The organism is Atopobium sp. oral taxon 810 str. F0209 (assembly GCF_000466405.1).
Classification (GTDB): domain Bacteria; phylum Actinomycetota; class Coriobacteriia; order Coriobacteriales; family Atopobiaceae; genus Olegusella.
In genome coordinates this window covers 26,781-48,508 of the sequence record NZ_KE952966.1, presented here as the reverse complement: position 1 = coordinate 48,508, position 21,728 = coordinate 26,781, and the positions used below count along the sequence as shown (strand labels likewise).

The following is a 21,728-nucleotide window of genomic DNA, read 5'->3' as shown; positions in this document are numbered from 1 at the left end:
AACCTAAGCATCCCCATTTTGGAAGGCAGGTCCCTATGGTCTCGCGCGTTTTCGTGGAGAAGAAGCCCGGTTTTGATATCGAAGCTCGTCAGCTCGCTCACGAACTTCAAGAAATTCTGGGCATCGCACATCTCGACAATTTGCGCCTTTTTAACCGTTACGACGTCGAAGATATTGATACGGCTCTATTCAAGCAGTGCATACCTACGGTATTTTCCGAACCTCAAAGTGACAATGTCACATCTGAATTACCCACTTTACCTAAAGATGCGTACGTTTTTGCAACCGAGTTTTTGCCGGGTCAATTTGACATGCGCGCAACAAGTGCAAGCGAGTGTATACAGCTCATTAGTCAGGGTGAACGTCCTGAGGTACGTTCGGCCAAGGTTTACGTACTCACTGGTGATTTAACTGACGCAGACGTGGATGCCATCAAGCACTATGTCATCAATCCAGTCGAAGCACGCGAAGCTTCTCTTGAACCTCGCAAGACACTCAAACAGCATATTGTGACACCTGACGCGGTTGAGATTTTAGATGGTTTCAACGCTCTGGGCAGCGATGAGCTGGCGGAATTTCGCACCAGCCATGGCCTAGCAATGGATCAAGCTGATATTGAGTTTTTGCAAAACTACTTCCGCAGTGAGCAGCGCAATCCCACCATTACAGAGGTGCGTGTTATTGACACCTACTGGTCGGATCACTGCCGCCACACCACCTTTGGCACCAAGCTCGAAAATATAAGCATTGATGATGAGGATGTTCGCGCTGAGTATGAGCACTACCTAGAACTACGCCGTGAGCTTGGTCGCGAGGAAAAACCCTTGTGCCTGATGGATATTGGCACGATTGGTGCCATGGCCCTTGTGCACCGAGGTATTTTGACACGTTTGGACAAATCTGAGGAAATCAATGCCTGCACGGTCAAATGCAAGGTTGATGTTAATGGTCACGATGAGGACTGGCTCTATCTCTTTAAAAACGAAACGCACAACCATCCCACCGAAATAGAACCATTTGGCGGTGCCGCCACCTGCATCGGCGGTGCAATCCGCGATCCTCTTTCTGGCCGTAGCTACGTTTATCAAGCCATGCGCGTTACCGGTGCTGGTGACCCCTTGGTACCCGTTGCGGATACACTGGAAGGCAAACTTCCTCAACGCAAGCTTGTGACGACTGCAGCCGCAGGATATTCTTCTTATGGCAACCAAATTGGTCTTGCGACAGGTCAGGTCAGCGAACTTTATCACCCCGGATATGTGGCAAAACGCATGGAAATTGGTGCTGTTGTAGCAGCCACCCCTGCAAGCCATGTTCGTCGCGAAGTCCCTGCTCCAGGGGATCAAATTGTTTTGCTTGGTGGCCGTACAGGCCGCGATGGTATTGGCGGAGCTACCGGCTCTTCCAAGGCTCACAATGTCGAGTCACTAGAGAAGGACGGCGCTGAAGTTCAAAAAGGCAATGCTCCTATCGAACGTAAGCTCCAACGACTTTTCCGCCGCGAAGACGCCTGCAAACTTATCAAGCGTTGCAATGACTTTGGTGCAGGTGGCGTTTCTGTTGCAATTGGCGAGCTGGCCGATGGATTGGCAGTCAATCTAGATGCTGTTCCCAAGAAGTACGAAGGTCTTGATGGCACCGAGCTTGCTATCAGTGAATCTCAGGAGCGTATGGCAGTTGCATTGGATCCTGCTGATGTTGATGAGTTTATGGGCTATGCGCGCGAGGAAAATCTCGAAGCAACGGTCGTAGCTAAAGTCACTGCAGAGCCGCGCCTACGCATGATGTGGCAAGGAAAGACCATCGTTGATGTGAGTCGTGAGTTCCTAGGCTCTAATGGTGCGCCAAAACATCAGGATGTCCACGTAGAAAAGCAGAGCAGCTATCATCCGTCTTGGCAGGGGGATAGCCTGAGCGAGCGTCTCGTCTCTTTGGTTACCGACGAGAATATTGCTTCCAACAAGGGACTTTCCGAGCGCTTTGACTCCACCATCGGTGCTGCAACTGTACTCATGCCTTTTGGTGGCAAAACCCAGCTCACACCTCCAATGGCTATGGTGGCAAAGCTACCTGTTGATGGTGAAACCACTACAGTTAGTGGTATGGCCTGGGGATTTAATCCATATCTGATGGAAGTCAATCAATTTGCTGGTGCATATATTTCTGTAGTTGAGTCATTGTCACGTCTTGTTGCTGCCGGCCTCAATCGCCAGGACACATACCTGACTTTCCAAGAGTATTTTGAACGGCTGCGCGATGTACCCGAGCGCTGGGGCAAGCCTCTAGCTGCTCTGCTGGGCGCGCTCAAGGCGCAAGTTGAACTTGAAGTGGGCGCTATCGGCGGCAAGGATTCCATGTCTGGCTCCTTTGAGAATCTTGATGTACCGCCCACACTCGTCTCGTTTGCAACAGCAGTAGGCTCGATTGACCGCATTACCAGCCCTGAACTCAAACATGCTGGATCCGAACTATGGCTTATCAAACCAAATTATTTATCTGATGGCATTATGCCCGAAGCCAAGTCACTGCTTGCAACGCTTGATTATATTCAGAAACTCATCGGCGATAAAGCCGTGAGTGCCGCAGCGACTCCTGGCTATGGGTGTTTGGCTGAGGCTCTTTTCAAGATGTGCGTGGGCAATCAAATTGGTCTGACTCTCGACGAGACCATCAGCTCAGACAGCCTCTTTGAGCTTGCTTATGGCAGCTTTGTACTTGAACTGGCAGAGGGTGCATGCTTGCCCGAACTGCCTGAGAACGTCAACGCCATTCGCCTAGGTGTTAGCTCCGCCGACTATCTCTTGAGCTGCGAAGATGAGCAGATTGATCTTTCTGGCTTACAGGAAGCTTGGGAGTCCCATATGGAGCCCGTCTTCCCCTATCGCGGTGCAGGTGAGCAGGTCGAGACCATAAGCTTTGACATTGCCAACAAGAATATCAGCCGTCCAACTCCCAAGCTTAAGCTCGCTAAACCTCGCGTCATCATCCCTGTTTTCCCTGGCAACAACTGTGAATATGACTCTGCTTATGCCTTTGAACGTGCAGGTGCTGAGGTGAGTACGCTTATTATCAACAACCTCACACCTCAGGCCGTTTCCGAAAGTACCGCCGAGTTGGTACGCCAAATCAAGGCAAGCCAAATTATCATGATCCCCGGTGGCTTTAGTGGCGGCGATGAGCCAGACGGTTCTGCAAAATTTATCACTGCATTTTTCCGTGCGCCTGAGGTTACCGAGGCAGTACGCGACTTGCTGCAGGCACGTGATGGCTTGATGCTAGGTATTTGCAATGGCTTCCAGGCACTGGTTAAGCTGGGCCTTGTGCCCTACGGCGATATCCGTCCAATGGACGAGAGTTGCCCCACGTTGACCTTCAACAACATCGGCCGTCATCAAAGTAGGCTCGTACGCACACGCGTTGCTTCTAATCTTTCGCCTTGGCTTTCACGCTGCGGGGTTGGCGATATACATACCATTGCTATTAGTCATGGTGAAGGCCGTTTTGTGGCAAACGATGAACTGCTTACTCAGATGATAGCATCCGGCCAGATTGCAACTCAGTACGTAGACGAGCAGGGCACACCAAGCATGAGTCTAAACGTGAATCCCAATGGCTCTGTTATGGCAATCGAAGGCATTACCAGCCCTGACGGCCGCATCTTTGGCAAAATGGGACATACTGAACGCTGGACTGCGGGCAATTTCCAAAACGTCCCTGGCAATCACTTCCAACCTATTTTTGAAGGTGGTGTCGAGTACTTCAGTTAAACAAAGTGTTGTTATAGCAGACAAAAGCAGGGGCGAAGAGTGTTTCGTCCCTGCTTTTTTGATTCGTAGAACATAAAGCATGCCTGATTTTGACGCATACCTCGCCACAATCGAAAAACTAAGCGAGGTAAAGATTACGGGCCATTAGGGTTCTGCTGTATATGTCACGCGTATATTAGAAATTTTTTCATAAGGCTCGAAGTTTTTGCCATCGTAGCTGACATATAACTTGCCAGTGTTATTCCTTTCATAAGCTAGGTGAGCTAAAGCATAAAAGCTGCCTTTTTCATCAAGCAATACATAAATATTTGGGTCATCAGTTTGCTCCGCAGTCCCCGTCACATAGTCGGTGTCAGGAGTCCGTGCACCCCATGTGACGATGCGACTGTCTTCTTTAGTTTCAAAATAAATAGAGTTATCTATTTCTGTTCCAACAGCATATGTCCCCTTCAAGGAATACCCCTCGAGTGCACCCGTGGCGATGTAGTTAAGCACCACACCTTTCCCTATAAACATTATTACAAGAAAAGTAATAACTATTGAAGCCACAGCAGTGATACATAGGAGCAAGGCGTTTTGCTTTGTTATGTTCTTGAACATATTAAGCCTTCACTACTCTGTAATCATGCCCGCAAACAATTGGGAAAGAATGGTTACGCGTAAAAAATGTTTCTTTCCATGCGTATCAACATGGTAACCCGTATATGGCGTAATATCCGCATGCGTACTGTTTATTTCGGTAAACGGTTAATAAAAAGATAGTAGACCTGACTCCATATTTATAGTTATCAATATTCCAGTCCTCTTTTATGTGAGCACATTTTGACCAGTCTTTTTGATCTGTCAGCTTCTACAATAAAGCGCAATGAATATTGCATCATGTTCTAAACCCCAAAGGAAATCACATGACACTCTCTCCACAAGAAGAACTTGTAGTTGAAAATACAAAATTTTATATTGACCAACTCTTTTCTAACAATGTGGACGGGCATGATAGCGCTCATAGCCTACGCGTATATAACAATGCACTGCAGATTGCAGCCGAAGAAGCCGAGTGTAAACTTTTTGTCGTAGCACTCGCTGCTTTGCTCCATGACTGTGATGATCACAAGCTTTTTCAAAGCAGCGATTGCGATAATGCGCGCGCATTCCTCGCTACACAGCGGCTAGGCCCCACACTGATCCAGCAAGTCTGCTGCACCATTAAATCGGTTTCTTTCAGTCAAAACCGTGGCAAGAAGCCTGCAACTCTCGAGGGTAAAATCGTACAAGATGCAGACCGATTAGATGCGCTTGGCGCTATCGGTATCGCAAGAACCTTTGCATATGGGGGCAAGCATAATCGCAGTCTGCAGGCTTCTGTTGACCATTTTTACGACAAATTACTCCTGCTCAAAGATGAGCTCAACACGGAAGCAGCACACCGCATTGCTACAACGCGACACCAGCTTATGATTGGTTTTCTTGATGAGCTTTCCACGGAAACAGGCTGGAAGCTTAGAGAATCCTAAGACTTCTGCGTCCCTGCTACCACATCACCTGCTGTTGAATCATCTAGGTCTGTATGGGCAGCATCACCGCTCGACACATCGTTTTTATCAGCCTCTACCGTATCACCAACCGCATCACTCACGAGCTTTGCGTATGCCTTAGCACCCTTTTTACTGAGATTAGCACCGTCACCTGCAAAGTACTCATCGTGGCCTGCACTCGCCTTGTACCAGTCAATAAGTTTCACGTTGTTGTGAGAGTCAGCCAACTCCTTTAACAGCTTGTTGTTACCATCCTGCCAAGGGCCTGTCGAACGAACACTCACCAACCAAATCTTGCAATCAGAACCCAACTCATCAATCGTGTTCTCAAGGTCACTTTTCACCAAGACAGACTCAGCGCCAATAGCAATTACAACATTGGGTCCCACAACCTTTTTCTTGAGATAGCTTGCAATTGTCTCATGCGTAGACTTGGAGCTGCGACCCTCGGCACAGTCAATTGCACCCTGTGGGAAAGCAGCCGCTAGCTCATCAGTGGCATCCAAGGCTACGGTGTCGCCAACCACCAGAGTCGAATAGGTTGTATTTTCCTTGGTAGGCGTCTCATAATTCATCGACTTCTTAATGAGCTGCGCGTACGCTGCTGCACCCTCGGGTGTAACATGCTCACCATCTTGCCAAACCCAATTGTCATGGCCCTTGCTGTGGTCATACCAGTCAATAACATTCACATTGTCATGAGCTTCAGCAAACTTGCTAATCAGCTGATTGTTAGCGTCCTGCCAATTATCTTTCATGCGATTGTTGACCAACCAGAGCGTACGCCTATCACCAACAAGTTCAAGCAGCTGATCAAGCTCTGCTTCCTTAAGTGCGCCGTTAGAACCAAGACAGCTCACCACGGTATCGCCCACAACACCTTGGTCGATATAGCCTTTAAGCACCTTGATACCCGCGTCCATCTGGCGAGAAATCTTGCAATCAATCAGCCCTTTGGGGAAAACTTCTGCAAGCTTGTCATAGGCATCCAATGGCACAGAATCGCCTACAAGCACAACATCGTAAACGCCATCAGCAGTGGGAGTACGCAGAGAAGCAGCCGCTACGTGATCTTCTCCAGGCTTGCCACCTGCCGCATCAGCAGCAGGCACCAACGCCAAACCAAACACTGCAATCAACAACGTCAACGTCGCTGGCACAATTATCAGCACGCGCTGCTTGAACGCCAACGCAGCTCCGCGCTCACGCAATTCGTCAAAAAAGTTTGCAATCGTTGTAGTAAGCGTACCTTTTTTGCTCAAAGGCTGCTCGACAAAACGGTAGGTCAAATCAGCCGCCAGTAACGTAAGCGCCAGCTGCAACACATATGACCACCAGGGCGTACCTGAGGTCGAATTGAAATTTGAGAAGAGTAGAACTATGGGGTAATGCCAGAGGTAAAGAGCATAAGAGCGCTGACCCAGCCACACAAAAGGTGGCAGAGATAGCAATTTGGAGATGATAGTTCCCGAAGGAAGCAGGGCGGCAATGGCAATAACACTCACCACAGATGCAAGCGCAACGCCGCCATAATAAGAAAACGACGTATATCCTTCAGTAAACACCAACATGACAAGCAGTGCCGCGATAGACAGAGCTCCTGCCGCCTCGGCAATCTGGCGATTTTTACCCTCAGCAACCACTGCTGCGGTCTGCCGGAGTGGCAACTTGAAAGCAAGCCAGCAACCCAAAAGCAGGCTCATTGCGCGCGTATCGGTACCATAGTACGCACGTGAAGGATCTGCTCCAGGCGTATAGAGAAAGGCCATCAGCGCAGTAGAAATAGCTGCCAATACAAGCAAGCCAATACGAATATGGCGTTTGGGCACATGGCAACGCATCAAAAGATACAAAAGCGGTGGCCACACCAAGAAGAACTGCCACTCAATGGCCAACGACCAATAATGCGTCAATGGCGAAGGAGCGCCCGCAGCTGCAAAATAAGAAACCTTAGTCAAAATTTTTGACCAATTAAGCACCATCAGCAAAGACGGAATAACATCGGGTCGCATTTTGGTCAGCAAAATGTGGTTAAACAGCGTACAAAGCGCCGCCGTCACTACTATGCAAAGTATTGCTTGCGGCATCAACCTGCGAACACGACGCAGGAAATAAGCTTTGATATCAAAACGTCCCTTGTTACGAGCAAATTCACTCATCACGCTGTCGGTTGCCAAATAACCCGAAAGCACAAAGAGAATCGTAACACCCAGCAAGCCACCCGACATCCACTTAATACCCATGTGATATGCAATAACAGCTAGTGCGCAAATCGCACGCAGGCCATCGAGCGCATCAATACGCCGCCCTTTATTGCGTGAAGCAGCATTACGCCCTCCGCTGTATGGAGTAGCACTATTGGACATGGCAGGTGTGGCGGCACCTCTCGTTTGACGAGCACTCAGCCTTTCTTCTCTGTGCAAGTCGCGAGCCGCTTGTTTTGCTTGTGCTGCATGCTCAGAGCGCCCCGCACCAGTGTGCCCAAACAGACCTCGATGCTCTTGTTGACGAACATTGCGACGAGCACGACGGAGTTCTTCAGCTTCACGGACACTGCGGCGCGGCGTATGAGCTCTGCGGTTATTTGAGCTTCGAGAGCTATTACCGCGAGAGTAATCTGGTTCCATACGCTGATTCACGTCACTCCTCCATCATTTAAGCTTTGATACTTCGCTATGGTAGCAGGTCAGCAGGTATAAATACCTAATAAGTAAACTTTGGTTGTTCTACTTATCGGTAAAACGTCCATCACAGCTCCCCACGTTACCAACATCAAGCGCATGTATACTCTTTCTAGCTTGGTTTCACTCTTATCTAATTAAGGAGCAGACATGGGCCAGAAGAAGGATCCCAAGGATACGTGCGTACTCGTTACAGGCGGCGCAGGCTTCATTGGCAGCCACACCGTAGTCGAATTATTACAGCAAGGCTATGAGGTTATTGTTGTCGATGATCTTTCCAATGCCTCTGATATTGTTATCGACCGCATTGATGAGATTGTGGGCGACGAAGCAGCCAGCCGCCTGACCTTCTACGAGGCCGATGTGAATAGCCGCAAGGCCATGGATACCATCTTTACAGACAATCAAATTGACCGTGTTATTCACTTTGCGGGCTACAAAGCCGTAGGTGAGTCCGTCGAAAAACCCATCGAATACTACAAGAATAATCTAGGTAATACACTTAACCTCGTTGAGGTCATGCGTGATCACGGCTGCAAGTCCATAATTTTTTCCAGCTCAGCTACCGTCTATGGTGAACCCGACACACTGCCGCTAACCGAAAACAGTCCCAAGAAACCTGCCACCAATCCCTATGGCTGGACCAAGTGGATGATCGAACAAATCCTAACCGATTTGCATGTGGCAGATCCCGAGTGGGATGTCGTTTTGCTTCGCTACTTCAATCCCATCGGCGCGCATTCCTCAGGATTTATGGGCGAAGATCCCAAAGGCATTCCCAACAACCTTGTACCGTATGTCGCACAAGTTGCCGTGGGCAAACGCGAATATGTCCGCGTGTGGGGCGATGACTATCCCACGCCTGACGGCACTGGCGTCCGCGACTATATCCATGTGATGGACCTTGCTTCAGGTCATGTGGCGGCCCTTGCTTGGATGAATGGTCGCACAGGTGTTGAGATTTTTAACCTCGGCACTGGTAAGGGTTCTTCTGTGTTGGATGTAGTGCATGCCTTCTCGCGCGCTTGTGGAAAGGAGCTGCCTTACAAGATTGGTCCCCGTCGCGCAGGCGATGTTGTTGCCAACTATGCAGATTGCAGTAAAGCAGAGCGAGAGATGGGCTGGAAGGCAAAATACAACCTCGATGATATGTGTCGCGATAGCTGGAATTGGCAGAGCAACAACCCCAATGGCTACGAGTCTGAAGGTGAGGAGTAATCACTCCCCTATGACAGCCGCAAACGGTGTGGCCGTCAGCTCTCGCAGCGCACAGCATGCATACGCTAAAATTGAGTTCCAGACTCAAAACGCAGTATTTACGACAACAAGAAAGCAGGCAAAACGTGACTTCTCATGCAGCGGGTGTACAGCCTGAACCTGGTCGTTTTGTTGCATATTTACGTCGGAGCCTGCCTGTCATCGAAGACTACCTTGCGACGCATGCGCCACATGCAGCTGCTGGTAGCCAGCATGATGACTTAGAGCGTTATCTCTATGGGCCGCTCGCAGAATTTACCGCACGTGGAGGCAAGAGAACACGTCCCACGCTCTGCCTGCTTGGCTGTGAGGCAGTATGGGGAGATGCCACGCGGGCAATGCCCTTTGCCTGCGCAATTGAAAATTTTCAGAGTGCTGCGCTGATTCACGATGATATTGCCGATCAGGGAGAAACCCGGCGGGGTGAACCCTGCGTGCATGTAAGTGAAGGCGTCGGAATTGCAATAAACGTGGGAGACCTCGCATTAGTAGAAGTTATAAGCGATATGCTTGCTCACAGCAGTCTGCCCGACACGGTAACTTTGCGTGCTATCAGCGAAATTGTACGTATGGAGCGCATGACCGTCGAGGGGCAGGCGCTTGACCTGGGTTGGGTACGTGATGAGCGCTGGGATGTTACGCCCGAAGATTATCTATACATGGCGCAACATAAGACTGCGTATTACTCAGGAGCAGTACCTTTGGCAGTAGGCGCTATCTGCGGCGGAGGAAGCCCCGATCAAGTAAAAGCGCTGAGAGAATTTGGTATGGCAGCAGGTCTTGCATTCCAGCTGGCCGATGATCTGCTTAACCTTATAGGAGATGCCACAGCACAAGGCAAGGACTTCCGCAGCGACATCACCGAGGGAAAGCGCACGCTTGCAGTGGTTCATGCGCTTACACATCTTCCTGAAGAAAAGCATGCGGAACTACTACAGATTCTTAAGACCCATACGACCGATGCTGCTAAACTCAAATATGCAGTCGAACTCATGCAAGAAGCGGGATCGATTGGCTACGTACAGCAGGAGGCTGCTCGCCTGATTGCTACAGCAAAACTCAAGCTGGATGGCGCTATGTTTGCTAAAGAAGCGCGTGCCACCCTGCTTTCTATGGCAGATTTCTTTATCGAACGGAGTGCATAAATGGAACCCATTCGCGAGGGCGCAACTGGCGCCGCCGTGGAGGACATCCAAGAGCGTCTAGTTGCTACCGGTCAACAGATTGATGCAGCCGAACTTGAGGCTCGTCGGTTTGGTCCTTCTACCGCAACAGCCGTGGGTCGTTTTCGTCTGGCACAGGGACTAACACTAGATAGCTGTGTCGATACCGAAACATGGTCTGCTTTGGTGGATGAAGGCTATCAGCTCGGTGACCGCACGCTCTATCTAAGGTTGCCCAAGTTTCATGGCTCCGATGTACGTACACTGCAAACACGCCTTAATATCTTGGGTTTTTCTTGCGGAGAGGCCGATGGATACTATGGTGCCTACACCGAGTCTGCGGTAAAGCAATTCCAAGAAAGCCAGGGGGCCCTTGCCGATGGCATGTGCTTCCAAGATACCTTTGATGCTATTGACCGTCTGCATCATGTATGGGGTGGCAAGCCTGCTTCTGGCCCACACCCCATGGGCGGCATGGGCTTTGCTCGCGCAGCAGATGTACTGGAATCAATGAGTCTGCAGATTACTGGCGAAGATCCCATTTCTCGTAGTATTGCAGGGCGTGTATGGAACCTCGCTTCTGCTACAACCGAAGAGAGTGGTCTTGAGCTCATCAATACTCCCGAGGACGCACGCTCAGACATTGATGTGCTCTTTATTGTGGCCACAACACCACTACCAACTGACTCGCCCATCCAAAACGTAACGATGGATGATGTAGAGGCGCTGCCCATGCGTATCCGCGTTGCTTTGGATGTCACACATAAACACAATGAGCCACAGGTGCTGCGCATTGAGTTGCCGCTCAATTTAGGATATGACGGCAGTTTTACTGCAGGTGACTCTCAGACCTTTGCTGTCATGCTGCTAGATGCAATTTGCGCTGCTTTTGCTTTGCCTGAGGCAAACTAGCTCTGCTTCTCTAATCTCTACCTCTACTCTGCTCCAGTCTCAGGCTGGAGCTTTTTTTATTGCAAATCCCTCTTTGTATTCGTTGCAACCTCAGCTTGCAACGAATATTTTTCATACCTATCTACCTGCTTATTTATGAAAAAGTGCAGGTAAAAAGGAAGCGTTGCAACCTGAGGTTGCAACAATTACGAGGGCTGGTCAAAGGATAAGCAGGACTAGATTGGTTTTACCTCAGCAGTTTTTCTGCAAAAAATGCAGGGAACCAAGTTGGTCAGCTATAAAAAACGGGACCCGCATCTGCGAGCCCCATCTGACCTGCTTAGATAAATAACTTAAAACTTTACTCGCCAAGCAGAGCCTTGGTCATACTTGCGGCGGCCTTCTTGCCAGCACCCATTGCCAAAATAACCGTAGCAGCACCAGTTACAACGTCGCCACCAGCCCAGATACGAGGATCGGAAGTACGACCATCCTCGTCAGCGGCAATATAACCCCACTTGTTGAGGTCGTAATCACCAATCATCTCGGCAAAGGGGTTAGCGTTAGTGCCAATTGCGGACACTGCAACATCGCAGGGGATAACCTCGGTGTCGCCCTCGATAGGCTCGGGACGACGACGGCCAGACTCATCGGGCTCGCCAAGCTGCATGTTTTGCACCTTGACACCACAAACAGCGCCGTCCTCACCAGCGATAAACTCCAGCGGCGAGACCAGCTCATGAATCTTGACACCCTCAGCCTTGGCATGGAGCACCTCAGCACGACGCGCGGGCATCTCAGCCTCGGTACGACGATAACACAGGGTAACCTCATCAGCACCCAGACGCAAAGCAGTACGGACAGAGTCCATAGCAACATTGCCGCCACCAAAGACCACGACATGCTTACCGTGCTTGGTAGGAGTGTCGTACTCGGGGAACTGACTTGCCTTCATGAGGTTGACACGGGTGAGGTACTCGTTTGCAAAGAAGACATTAGGCAGGTTCTCGCCAGGAACATTCAGGAACTTGGGCAGACCTGCACCAAGTGCAATGTAAAGAGCGTCAAAGCCCTGGTCGAAGAGTTCCTGAGCATCGGTGATACGACCGACAACCGAGTTGTACTCGAACTTGACACCAAGCTCCTCGAGACCATCAATCTCGCGCTTGACAACTGCCTTGGGAAGACGGAACTCAGGAATGCCGTAAACCAAAACGCCACCGCCGGTAAAGAAGGCCTCAAACACGGTGACATCAAAGCCCTCACGAGCAAGCTCGCCAGCGCAGGTAATACCAGAAGGACCACAACCAATAATGGCAACCTTCTTGCCATTTGCAGGCTTCTTGACAGGGGCAGAAGCAAGCTCAGGACGATCACCCAAGAAGCGCTCGAGCTGACCAATTGCTACAGGCTCGCCCTTCTTGCCACGAATGCACTTGCCCTCGCACTGACTCTCTTGCGGACAGACACGACCGCAGATAGCAGGCAGCATAGAGTCTTCGCGAATGACATCCAGACCACGACCAAAGTCGCGCTCACGAATGGCTTCGATGAATTTAGGGATATTGATGTTGACGGGGCAGCCCTCAACACAGAATGGACGCTTGCAATCGAGGCAGCGATTAGCCTCGGTAACGGCCATCTCCTCGGTATAACCCTTGTCAACGGGACGGAAGTCGCGCGCGCGCTCAAGCGCTGGTTCCTCATTAGCAGGAACACGCGGCGTCTTCATATCAGGGATATAACGACCCTTTACTTCTGGCATGCGCAGTTCGCCTCCTCATAAGCCTTCATGGCCTGACCCTCCTCGGTGCGGTATGCAGCCTGACGTGCACGCAGGTCATTCCAGTCGACTTTGGTTGCATCAAAGTCAGGGCCATCGACACAAGCAAACTTGGTCTCGCCACCAACCTCAACACGACAGCAACCGCACATACCAGTGCCATCAACCATAATGGGATTCAAAGAAGCGATAATCGGCGTGTTGTACTTCTCGGCAGTCATAGCAGAGAATTTCATCATCGGCACGGGGCCTACGCAGAAGACATGGTCGGTCTGGCCAGCCTGCAGGAGATGCTCAAGCGGTGCAGTGACAACGCCCTGCTCACCATAGGAGCCGTCATCAGTGGTGATATGGATGTGCTCGTCGTCAAGAATCTCACGGAACTGAGGCTCGAGCAACAGCAAATCCTTGGTGCGAGCGCCCATGATGGCATGAACCTCATGACCAGTCTTGACTAGCTGACGGGTAATCGGGAATGCGATAGCCAAGCCAACGCCACCACCAATAACCGTCCAAACACCATCCTCAAACTCGCTGGGTCGACCCAAAGGACCAGTGACATCCTGAATAAAGTCACCAACCTGATACGTCGAAAGCATCATGGTAGTCTTGCCAATTACCATGAAGATGAACTCAACCCAGCCCTCGTCGGCATCCCAATCCGCAAAAGTGAAAGGCACGCGCTCGCCCGTCTCGTTTGCACGCACCATCAGGAATTGACCAGCCTTGCAATGCTTGGCCATCTTGGGTGCCTCAATGCGGAACTTGAATACCTTCTCCGAGAACTGCGTCTTATCGAGGATTTTGTACATAGCGCAGGGCTCCTCTCCTTCGCAGCATCTCAATTCGACCCGCACGTCCCCCGCGCCGGTCGAACCACAAAACATAAAGATTGTAACGCAATCACGCCTCTCCCCCTAAGGCAATACGTCCAAAAACACCCCACCTCCTCCCTAAAATGACTAAAACTAAGGGAGGAGGTGGGAAAACAAAAAGCCTAGCTAAGAAGCGGTATTTCACCTTAGGCGGACTTGCGACGCGATGCAAACCAAGCACGGATTTCGGGGGCTGAAATTTGAATCAGAATAACCAAAATTAAAATGACGCCCTTAATTGAATTGTTGATAAGAGAATCCATCTTGAGGGCGATGATAATCTTGTCGATAACATCGTAGGAAAGCGTACCAAAAAACACGCCAAGGAAGGTGCCACGACCTCCAGCCATGCTTACACCGCCAAGAACAACAGAGGCGATAGCATACATCTCGTAGCCACTACCTGTAGTTGCAGGATCAGCAGATGCATTCATTGCAATCCAGAGAAAAGCGCCTAAACCTACCAAGACACCCGAAAGGGTAAAGACAAGTGTGCGCATAAGAGCGACGTTAATACCCGCAAGTTGAGCTGCTTTAGCGTTAGATCCCACGGCATAGATCTTCTTGCCAAATTTAGTAAAACCACTCACATATACAAAGGCAACAGCCAGCACAATCAACACAATGCCCACGATGGGGATAACACCAAGCTTGCCATTGCCAAAACCATAGAGTCCCTGATAAGAAGGAATGCTTGCAGACATACGATAAACCGAACTACCGTTGCCAATAAGTTCTGCCGGCAGGTGCTGGCAAAAATACTGAGATAGAGAACGATAAATAAGCATCGTCGCAAGAGTCGCAATAAAAGCAGGCATCTTTACCACGCCCACCAACACACCATTAATAAAGCCAAGCAACGCACCAAAGACAAGCGCAAAGAGCAGGGTCAAAATAATGGAGCCCGTAGCATTGAACACTACTACCGCAAAACCCGCAACAAGTGCCAGCATAGAACCCACGCTCAGGTCAATATCACCTGTCAAGCAAATCAATCCCATGCCAATTGCTACACTGCCAATAACTGCACTATGACGCAAGATATTCATTGAAGAGGCAACGCTCAAACCACCGCTTGCGCTGGCATACACCAGATAGATGACCAAGAAAACCAGAATATAGCCGTACTTCTTGAGGGAGCCAAGCAAAGCTCCTCCCTTAGTATTTTTTGCCATTAGTGTTCCTCCTGCCACTTGATCTTATTGCTACCCGTCACCTCTGCGGCAAGGGAATTGGTGGAATACAACATCACGGTATGCTCTTCAATTTCCTGATGAGGAAGTGTCTTGATAATCGAGCCTTCATAGAAGACGTAGCAGGCATCTGCTACCTGACGGATTTCGGGAATCTCAAGCGTATTGATGACGATAGTCTTGCCTTGCTCAGCAAGCGCAAGAATGAGCCGGTATATTTCTGCCTTGGCACCCACATCAATGCCCTGCGTGGGGTTATCAAAAAGCAAAACCTGCGCATCCGTATCGAGCCAACGTGCCACAAAAACTTTTTGCTGATTACCACCAGAAAGCGAGGTAATCAAATCCTCGCTGCTATTGCATTTGATACCCAGAGACTCCCGGTAATTGGCAAACTTTTGCTCTTCTTCTGCATGCTTGATATTGAAGTGGCAAGCAGAAAGTACATGCTCGGAGACATACATATTCTCAAGCAACGACAAGTCTGGAAGCAGAGAGTTTTCCTTGCGATTTGAGGCAAGCATAGCAATACCAGAGCGCATTGCCTCATGAATAGACCCACCAGACAATCGCTTTCCATTCACCTCAATTGTGCCTGAGGTGGGCGAAGTTGCACCAAACATGCACTGCATAAGTTCGCTGCTCCCACACCCCTGCAGTCCTGTAAAGCCCACAACTTCGCCTCGATGTAATTCAAGATTGATGTGAGCAAATCCTGGGCCCGAAAAATCCTTGAGCGACAGCACGATATCGCCCACCTCACGAGCCACATACACATCTCCTTGGCGCAGTTCGCTGCCCACCATATGCCCCGTCACGTGAGCGGGTGTTGTATCTGCAATCTTGCCTGATGTCACAAAGCTTCCGTTGCGCAGGACGGTATAACTGTCGCAGAGTTCAAAAATCTCTGGCATTTTATGGGAGATAAAAACAAATGCTGTATCTTTTTCCTTGAGCTTGCGCACAATCTGGAAGAGATGCTCCACTTCCTCATTGTTGAGTGCAGTTGTCGGCTCATCAAGAATGAGGAGTTTCGCATCAAAAAAGAGTGCTTTTGCAATCTCAAGCAATTGCTTTTGACTGGTCTTGAGCTCGGAAACTTCTGCGTAGGGATCAATATCTACACCCAGTCGTGCAAAGAGCTCAGCTGCGGTATCCGCCATTTGGCGACGCTGCAATGTACCAAAACGGTTGACCAACTCCTTGCCAAGATAGATATTCTCATAGGCCTTGAGGTCATTAAATAGACTGAGTTCCTGATGCACAAAGGCAATACCTGCAGCTTCGGTGTCACGAATTGATAGACCCGTAAGGTCTTGGCCATCAAAGTTCACCGTACCTGCATCGGAAGAATATACTCCCGTCAGGATATTCATCAGCGTGGATTTACCTGCTCCATTTTCACCAAGCAGAGCATGGACCTCTCCGCGTTCCACCGTGAGGTCTACGCTATTAAGCACGCTGATTCCATTAAATGCTTTTTTGATGCCGCGCATTTCAAGTAGGCTCATGCACTCTCCTCCCAAAAAAAGTACACGGGTGGAGCAGAGGGACCCCACCCGTGTCGTGCGTCGTACTGCTTACTTGAAGGACTTAAAGTCAGCAACGTTTTCAGCGGTAACGTTGTGGCACTCAATAACGTGATCCTGCTCAACATCCTTGCCATCAAGACTGTCGATAAGGTCCTGGATGGCGGTTTGAATCATGGAAGGTGAATAGGTGACAGACATGAGACCACCAATCTTGGCAACGATGTCCTGGTAGGAGTTGCCACGCAGGACTTCGTAAAGCTCGTCAAGGCCACCGCAACCAGTGATGAAGGGCTTCTGCTCAAAGAAGGTCTTCTTGGCAGAATCGGAAATGCCACCGCCGTTGAGAGCCTCGAGGATACCCATAGCCAACTCGTCATCCTCGCAATACCACCACTTAATCTTTGCGTTTGCCTCATCACCCAGCAAAGATTCAAAATCTGCCTTGGTATCAGAACGGCTCCAGTTGGTAGCGCCAGACTTGGTGATGTGCTTAAGATCGTCCTCACTCCACTTTGCAGCACCATCGATAGAGGTGCCATCAAAATCAAGGTCGCCCGTCAGATACTTGGTGAAGCCTTCGTTACGCAGGGTAGTAACAGAGGAGGTATCGCCCTCAAAGACGTAAACGTCGTCACCGGGCTTAAGGCCATTCTCAACAAACCAAGCAGCAGAGCCAGCGCCGATACCTTGGTTATCACCCTTGACATTGGAGACTGCTGTAGAGGCAACAGCATCAATAATGCGGTCAAATGCAACGTAAGGAATCTTGGCGTCAGCGATGGACTGAATGGTTGCCTGCAGTGTGTCATCCATAGGCTGAATAACGATGCCCGCAATTTTGCTGGTGTCGCCCGCAAGGATATCCTCGACGCGCTTAATCTGGTCGGCGGCATTGTCGGAAGTAATAAGCTCAGCCTCGTATGCACCAGCCTTATTGACCTCCTCGATCTTTGCCTTTGCAAAAGTAGCGACAGAACCAGTCCAGCCATGGTCCTCGGAAGGGGTCAAAACATAAATATGCTTGCCCGAGCCAGCAACCGAGCTACCCGCAGCAGAACCGTTGCTTGCGGTATTGGATGATCCGCAAGCTGCAAGTGCCGTAGCAAAAGTTGTGCCCATTGCGCCTGCCAAGAATGTACGACGGTTAAGTTGGATCATTTCTCTCTCCTTTTCGTCAGCATTGCTGCCAATCATCGCAGGGCCAATCCCTGCCCCTTTAAGCCTCCATCCTCGATGGAGGCATGATTCCTAAATGACAAACTGCAACATGTAACGACGTGCCAGTGTGAGACTATCGATTACTTTTTGGCGGCTACTCTCAAAGGCGCGGTCTTCCATCTCTACACAAGCAGGACCGTCATAGCCCACCTCAGTTAAGGCAGAGACAAAACTGTCCCAGTCAACATCGCCAAGACCAGGAAGCTTGGGGACCATGTACTCCAGCGGATAGGCAAGTACGCCTACGCGCGCCAGCTCATCAGGAAGGAGCTTGATGTCTTTAAAGTGCACGTGGAAGATCTTGTCGCCAAATTCCCTAACAGCACGGACGTAGTCAAGCTGCTGCCACACAAAGTGCGAGGGATCAAAGTTAATACCAAGATTTTTGAATGGAAGGATCTCAAAAATACGCTTCCACATCTCAGGGGAAGTAAAGAGATTCTGACCTCCTGGCCACTGGTCAGGACCAAAAAGCATGGGGCAATTTTCAATAGCAATCTTGATACCCTCATCCTCGGCTGCTTTGATAATCACTGGCCAGACCTGCTTTACGAGCTCAAGGTTTTCCTCAACATTGAGCTTTTGATCTCGCCCAATAAAGGTGGTCACAACAGGTACATCCAAACGCGACGCAGCATGGATAAGCGCCATCAAATGAGCAACAAACACCTCGCGACGATATGGATCGGGGTCAAGCACATTGGGGTAATAACCCAAAGCCGAAAGCTCAATCCCTTTCTCGGCTGCATAGCTTTTTACATGATCGCGGTAAGCGTCGTCAACAAGTATGCGCTCCGCATCAATATGAGACGTACCTGCGTAACGTCGCTCTGCTTTGCCCTGGGACCAACATGCAACCTCTACACATTCATAGCCCAATGCAGCTGCAGCATCAATTGCTTCTTCATAGCTGTAATCATCAAGGATCGCGGTAAGCATTCCTAACTTCATAAAGCTTTGCTCCCTTCTCGTACTATTGGTACATTGCGTTAAAGCTGAATGGCCTTACCAAGGTGGTCAGATTCAACTGCAGCAAACACCGCCCTCATCGCGGGCAATACGCTTTCTGCAGAAATAAGAGGACCTATGCCATCTGTGATGCCTTCGACAAAAGCATCAATAATGCCCGAGGAAGTTTGATTGTCATTGGTTTGGATAACATCAAGGTCGTAGAGCTCGCGTGTGCCATCGCGTAAATCAATCACGATTGAATGCACGGGGTCGTCATACAGATGCATGACACCTGCATCACCATAGATAATTGTCGAGTTGTCTTCGGGACCATAGTTGGTCCAGCTCGCACGCATCGTGCCAATTACACCATCGCTCATGCGATAGATGCACAGGGCATTGTCGTCTACACTCACAAGCTCGCCATCGGGAGTACGCTTGTCGAGTGTGGCAATCTTTGCGCTGACCTCGACTACCGTACTGCCAAGCAAATACTGAATCAAATCGGTCTTATGCACGCCGAGGTCCGCCATCGCGCCAAGAGACGCGCGCTTCTTATCAAAAAACCAGCTCGTAGTACCGGGAGTGACACTCCAAGTTTCGGGGCCACCATGGGCAAAAGTAGTAGAAAAGCTCAACGGCTTTCCAATGTGACCTTCAGCAATCAACTGGCGAGCACGGCTATGAGCTGCAGCGATGCGTTGGTTTTGATCAACCATCAGCTGATTGCCAGTTTCACGTGCAGCTGCTGCCATAGCTTCGCACTCTTCTAGGGTGGTACCCATGGGTTTTTCGCAAAGAACATGCTTGCCCGCACGAAGGGATGCAATTGCAAGTTCTGCATGCGTTTCATTGGCAGTGCAAATACTTACAGCATCGATCTGCTTGTCCGCAATGAACTCTTCTGCACTGGAGTATGCCTGAGCGCCAAATTGCTTAGCCACCTCTTCTGCACGGGTGGAATTTTGATCAAATACACCCACTACCTCGACATCTTTACGGGCGGCATATTCAGGTAGATGGCGAGTTTGAGCAATACGTCCGCATCCGATAACTCCTACCTTCAGCATAAACTCTCCCATCCTCATGAACACGTTTCATGAAACATTGACTCTTTTGTTTCATTTATCTTGAATATCTTTTCATTACTTTTCACGTTTTCATCGCTAAACGGCTTATTTTTTACTGTTAATGGTTTATTTTCATAATTTTCATCTAAATGAAAGATTCTGGGCAATTTGAGCTTCTTCTTATGTAAAGATAGAAGCTGAAATTTTCTCATCTCATCTGTTCAGACGAAGGAATCCGTCATGGCAGCAAAAAAAGTAACGGTCTCACAGCTGGCAAAAGAGGCCCAAGTATCCCCAGCGACCGTCTCTCGTGTTATGCACCACCCTGATATTGTCGACCCTGCAACCGCACGTAACGTTCATGCGGCCATGGCGCGTCTTGGCTACAGCTACGAAGTTCCAGCACGCGGAGTTACTCGTACACCGCGCGGGCCCATTGTTATGTGTATACCTTGGTTTGATAACCCTTTTTATAGTGAGATTATTCATGGTGCCCAAGATGCCGCGCGTATGGCAGGTAGCGAGATTCTTGTCCGCTATGAAGCCCCTGCTAGTGGCAGCTTTGAGCGCTTCATAGCAGCGCTGGAAGCTTGCAACGCATCAGGGGTCATCATGCTCTGTCCTACTGATGCAGAATTTCTCGTTGAACTCGACAAGCAATTTCCTGTAGTACAGTGTGCCGAATACACTCCTGCAGCAGATTTGCCATTCATCAGTATCGATGACCGAATGGCCGCAAAAAAAGCGGTTGATTGTCTTGTGAGCTGTGGGTGCGAGCGGCTAGCGATCATGAGGGGCCCCGAGACGTACAAATACACACGCGAGCGCTACCGAGGTTTTGTTGAGGCGCTCGATGAGCATGGACTACAGCTCCGCCCCGAGTACACCATGCAGCTTCCTGACAATAGTTATGCACTTGCATATTCGGCAGCAAGCCACCTCTTTGGTTTGGATGAAATTCCCGATGGCATCTTTACCTGCTCTGATGTATATGCAGCTGCTGTTATTCGTGCCTCACTCAAAATGGGCATCAAAATCCCTGAAGAACTCGCTGTAGTTGGTTTTGACAATATTGAGTCTTCGATGATGCTCACACCGTCTATCACCACCATTGCTCAACCACGCTATCAAATGGGATATTCAGCCTGCACTTTAATGTTGGAAAGACTTCGTGGTACATCGTCGGACGTATCGTCCATGCTCTTACAAACCGAACTTATCTCCCGCGAGTCCACGACCCACATGCGCAGGTAAACTTTTAAGCACCATACAGCAGCCTCAGCACTTTCATGTTCATGCTCAGTTTTTCTGTATGTTGCTAAGAGCTGCCACACATAGGCGAAGGTGCGCTATAAAGGTACGCCAAAGAAGGTGCCCGCCATGTTTTTTCCTTGATTTACTTGAGCACATCTGGTTAGTTAAAAATTTTAGCCCCGAGGAGGCGTTTTCGATCGGAATCCTACCAAAAACGCCTCCTCTGAGCGCTTTACCCCAGATCATTTAAAAAATCGAGTTCAACTAAGGTATACACCCTAGGCGATTTCACTCACCACATCAGGTACCCAGCTGCCTGTACTGGCAAATTTTTCGTCTCTCTATCGCTATGAAGCGTGTTTTCAGACCCCTCTTCGCTCTGAGAGCCGATATGCGCCATTTAGAGCTGATATTGAATAATATATTTATATTGGAAGTATAGACATACGTCGTCTAGCAGCCAGTTTGCTAAAACCAAAAGATGCGGCAGAACACGGGAAAATAGCCGTCTTTCAAAACAGGCTTTCTACCAGCAGAAATGCTGCGATATAAAAAAGAGGC

At 49.6% G+C, this 21,728-nt stretch carries 15 protein-coding genes; 6 read left to right on the top strand and 9 right to left on the bottom strand.

The genetic code is table 11. From position 1 onward, the window contains the following. Window positions 1-35: 35 nt before the first annotated feature. Window positions 36-3,767, top strand: a complete 3,732-nt coding sequence (locus HMPREF9069_RS07495) for a phosphoribosylformylglycinamidine synthase (protein WP_021626633.1) — start codon at window positions 36-38, stop codon at window positions 3,765-3,767. A 144-nt stretch (window positions 3,768-3,911) separates the two neighbouring features. Here the strand turns inward: HMPREF9069_RS07495 and HMPREF9069_RS07490 are convergent, their stop codons facing one another. Continuing rightward, a complete protein-coding gene (locus HMPREF9069_RS07490; protein WP_021626632.1) occupies window positions 3,912-4,367 on the bottom strand; it encodes a hypothetical protein in 456 nt (151 codons plus the stop codon). A 305-nt stretch (window positions 4,368-4,672) separates the two neighbouring features. On the opposite strand from HMPREF9069_RS07490, the gene HMPREF9069_RS07485 reads away from it, so the two are divergent. Then, the gene (locus HMPREF9069_RS07485) at window positions 4,673-5,278 is read left to right on the top strand and encodes an HD domain-containing protein (protein ID WP_021626631.1); all 606 of its coding nucleotides are present in this window, start codon (window positions 4,673-4,675) and stop codon (window positions 5,276-5,278) included. Here the strand turns inward: HMPREF9069_RS07485 and HMPREF9069_RS08925 are convergent. Next, window positions 5,275-7,938 (bottom strand): acyltransferase family protein, encoded by a 2,664-nt coding sequence (locus tag HMPREF9069_RS08925; protein WP_051317822.1) that lies wholly within the window; start codon window positions 7,936-7,938, stop codon window positions 5,275-5,277. The two genes, HMPREF9069_RS07485 and HMPREF9069_RS08925, sit on opposite strands and share 4 nt — an antisense overlap. 192 nt (window positions 7,939-8,130) lie before the next feature. On the opposite strand from HMPREF9069_RS08925, the gene galE reads away from it, so the two are divergent. The 3 genes from galE to HMPREF9069_RS07465 all read left to right on the top strand — a co-directional run bounded on the left by galE (window position 8,131) and on the right by HMPREF9069_RS07465 (window position 11,312). Then, window positions 8,131-9,198 (top strand): UDP-glucose 4-epimerase GalE, encoded by a 1,068-nt coding sequence (galE, locus tag HMPREF9069_RS07475; protein WP_021626628.1) that lies wholly within the window; start codon window positions 8,131-8,133, stop codon window positions 9,196-9,198. A gap of 125 nt (window positions 9,199-9,323) precedes the next feature. Then, entirely contained in the window at window positions 9,324-10,382 is a 1,059-nt protein-coding gene (locus HMPREF9069_RS07470) for a polyprenyl synthetase family protein (protein WP_035438823.1), read from the top strand. Beyond that, window positions 10,383-11,312, top strand: a complete 930-nt coding sequence (locus HMPREF9069_RS07465) for a peptidoglycan-binding domain-containing protein (protein WP_021626626.1) — start codon at window positions 10,383-10,385, stop codon at window positions 11,310-11,312. Window positions 11,313-11,652: 340 nt separating this feature from the next. Here the strand turns inward: HMPREF9069_RS07465 and gltA are convergent, their stop codons facing one another. The 7 genes from gltA to HMPREF9069_RS07430 form a co-directional block, all read right to left on the bottom strand. After that, window positions 11,653-13,056, bottom strand: a complete 1,404-nt coding sequence (gltA, locus tag HMPREF9069_RS07460; protein WP_021626624.1) for an NADPH-dependent glutamate synthase — start codon at window positions 13,054-13,056, stop codon at window positions 11,653-11,655. Continuing rightward, window positions 13,044-13,886, bottom strand: a complete 843-nt coding sequence (locus tag HMPREF9069_RS07455) for a sulfide/dihydroorotate dehydrogenase-like FAD/NAD-binding protein (RefSeq protein ID WP_035438820.1) — start codon at window positions 13,884-13,886, stop codon at window positions 13,044-13,046. Before HMPREF9069_RS07455 ends, gltA begins: the two co-directional genes overlap by 13 nt. A 209-nt stretch (window positions 13,887-14,095) precedes the next feature. Next, on the bottom strand, window positions 14,096-15,124 hold the full coding sequence (locus HMPREF9069_RS07450; RefSeq protein ID WP_021626622.1) for an ABC transporter permease: 1,029 nt from the start codon (window positions 15,122-15,124) through the stop codon (window positions 14,096-14,098). Beyond that, the gene (locus HMPREF9069_RS07445; protein ID WP_021626621.1) at window positions 15,124-16,653 is read right to left on the bottom strand and encodes a sugar ABC transporter ATP-binding protein; all 1,530 of its coding nucleotides are present in this window, start codon (window positions 16,651-16,653) and stop codon (window positions 15,124-15,126) included. The genes HMPREF9069_RS07450 and HMPREF9069_RS07445 overlap by 1 nt, the downstream gene beginning before the upstream one ends. Window positions 16,654-16,722: 69 nt before the next feature. Further along, the gene (locus HMPREF9069_RS07440; protein ID WP_035438879.1) at window positions 16,723-17,832 is read right to left on the bottom strand and encodes a substrate-binding domain-containing protein; all 1,110 of its coding nucleotides are present in this window, start codon (window positions 17,830-17,832) and stop codon (window positions 16,723-16,725) included. Window positions 17,833-17,922: 90 nt separating this feature from the next. Beyond that, the gene (locus tag HMPREF9069_RS07435; RefSeq protein ID WP_021626619.1) at window positions 17,923-18,843 is read right to left on the bottom strand and encodes a sugar phosphate isomerase/epimerase family protein; all 921 of its coding nucleotides are present in this window, start codon (window positions 18,841-18,843) and stop codon (window positions 17,923-17,925) included. 38 nt (window positions 18,844-18,881) lie between these two features. After that, complete coding sequence (locus tag HMPREF9069_RS07430; protein ID WP_035438817.1) at window positions 18,882-19,913, bottom strand: Gfo/Idh/MocA family protein; 1,032 nt, start codon at window positions 19,911-19,913, stop codon at window positions 18,882-18,884. 240 nt (window positions 19,914-20,153) lie between these two features. Between HMPREF9069_RS07430 and HMPREF9069_RS07420 the strand changes: the two genes are divergently transcribed. Continuing rightward, window positions 20,154-21,167: a LacI family DNA-binding transcriptional regulator gene (locus HMPREF9069_RS07420; protein WP_021626616.1), complete on the top strand. Its 1,014-nt coding sequence runs from the start codon at window positions 20,154-20,156 to the stop codon at window positions 21,165-21,167. Window positions 21,168-21,728 lie beyond the last annotated feature (561 nt).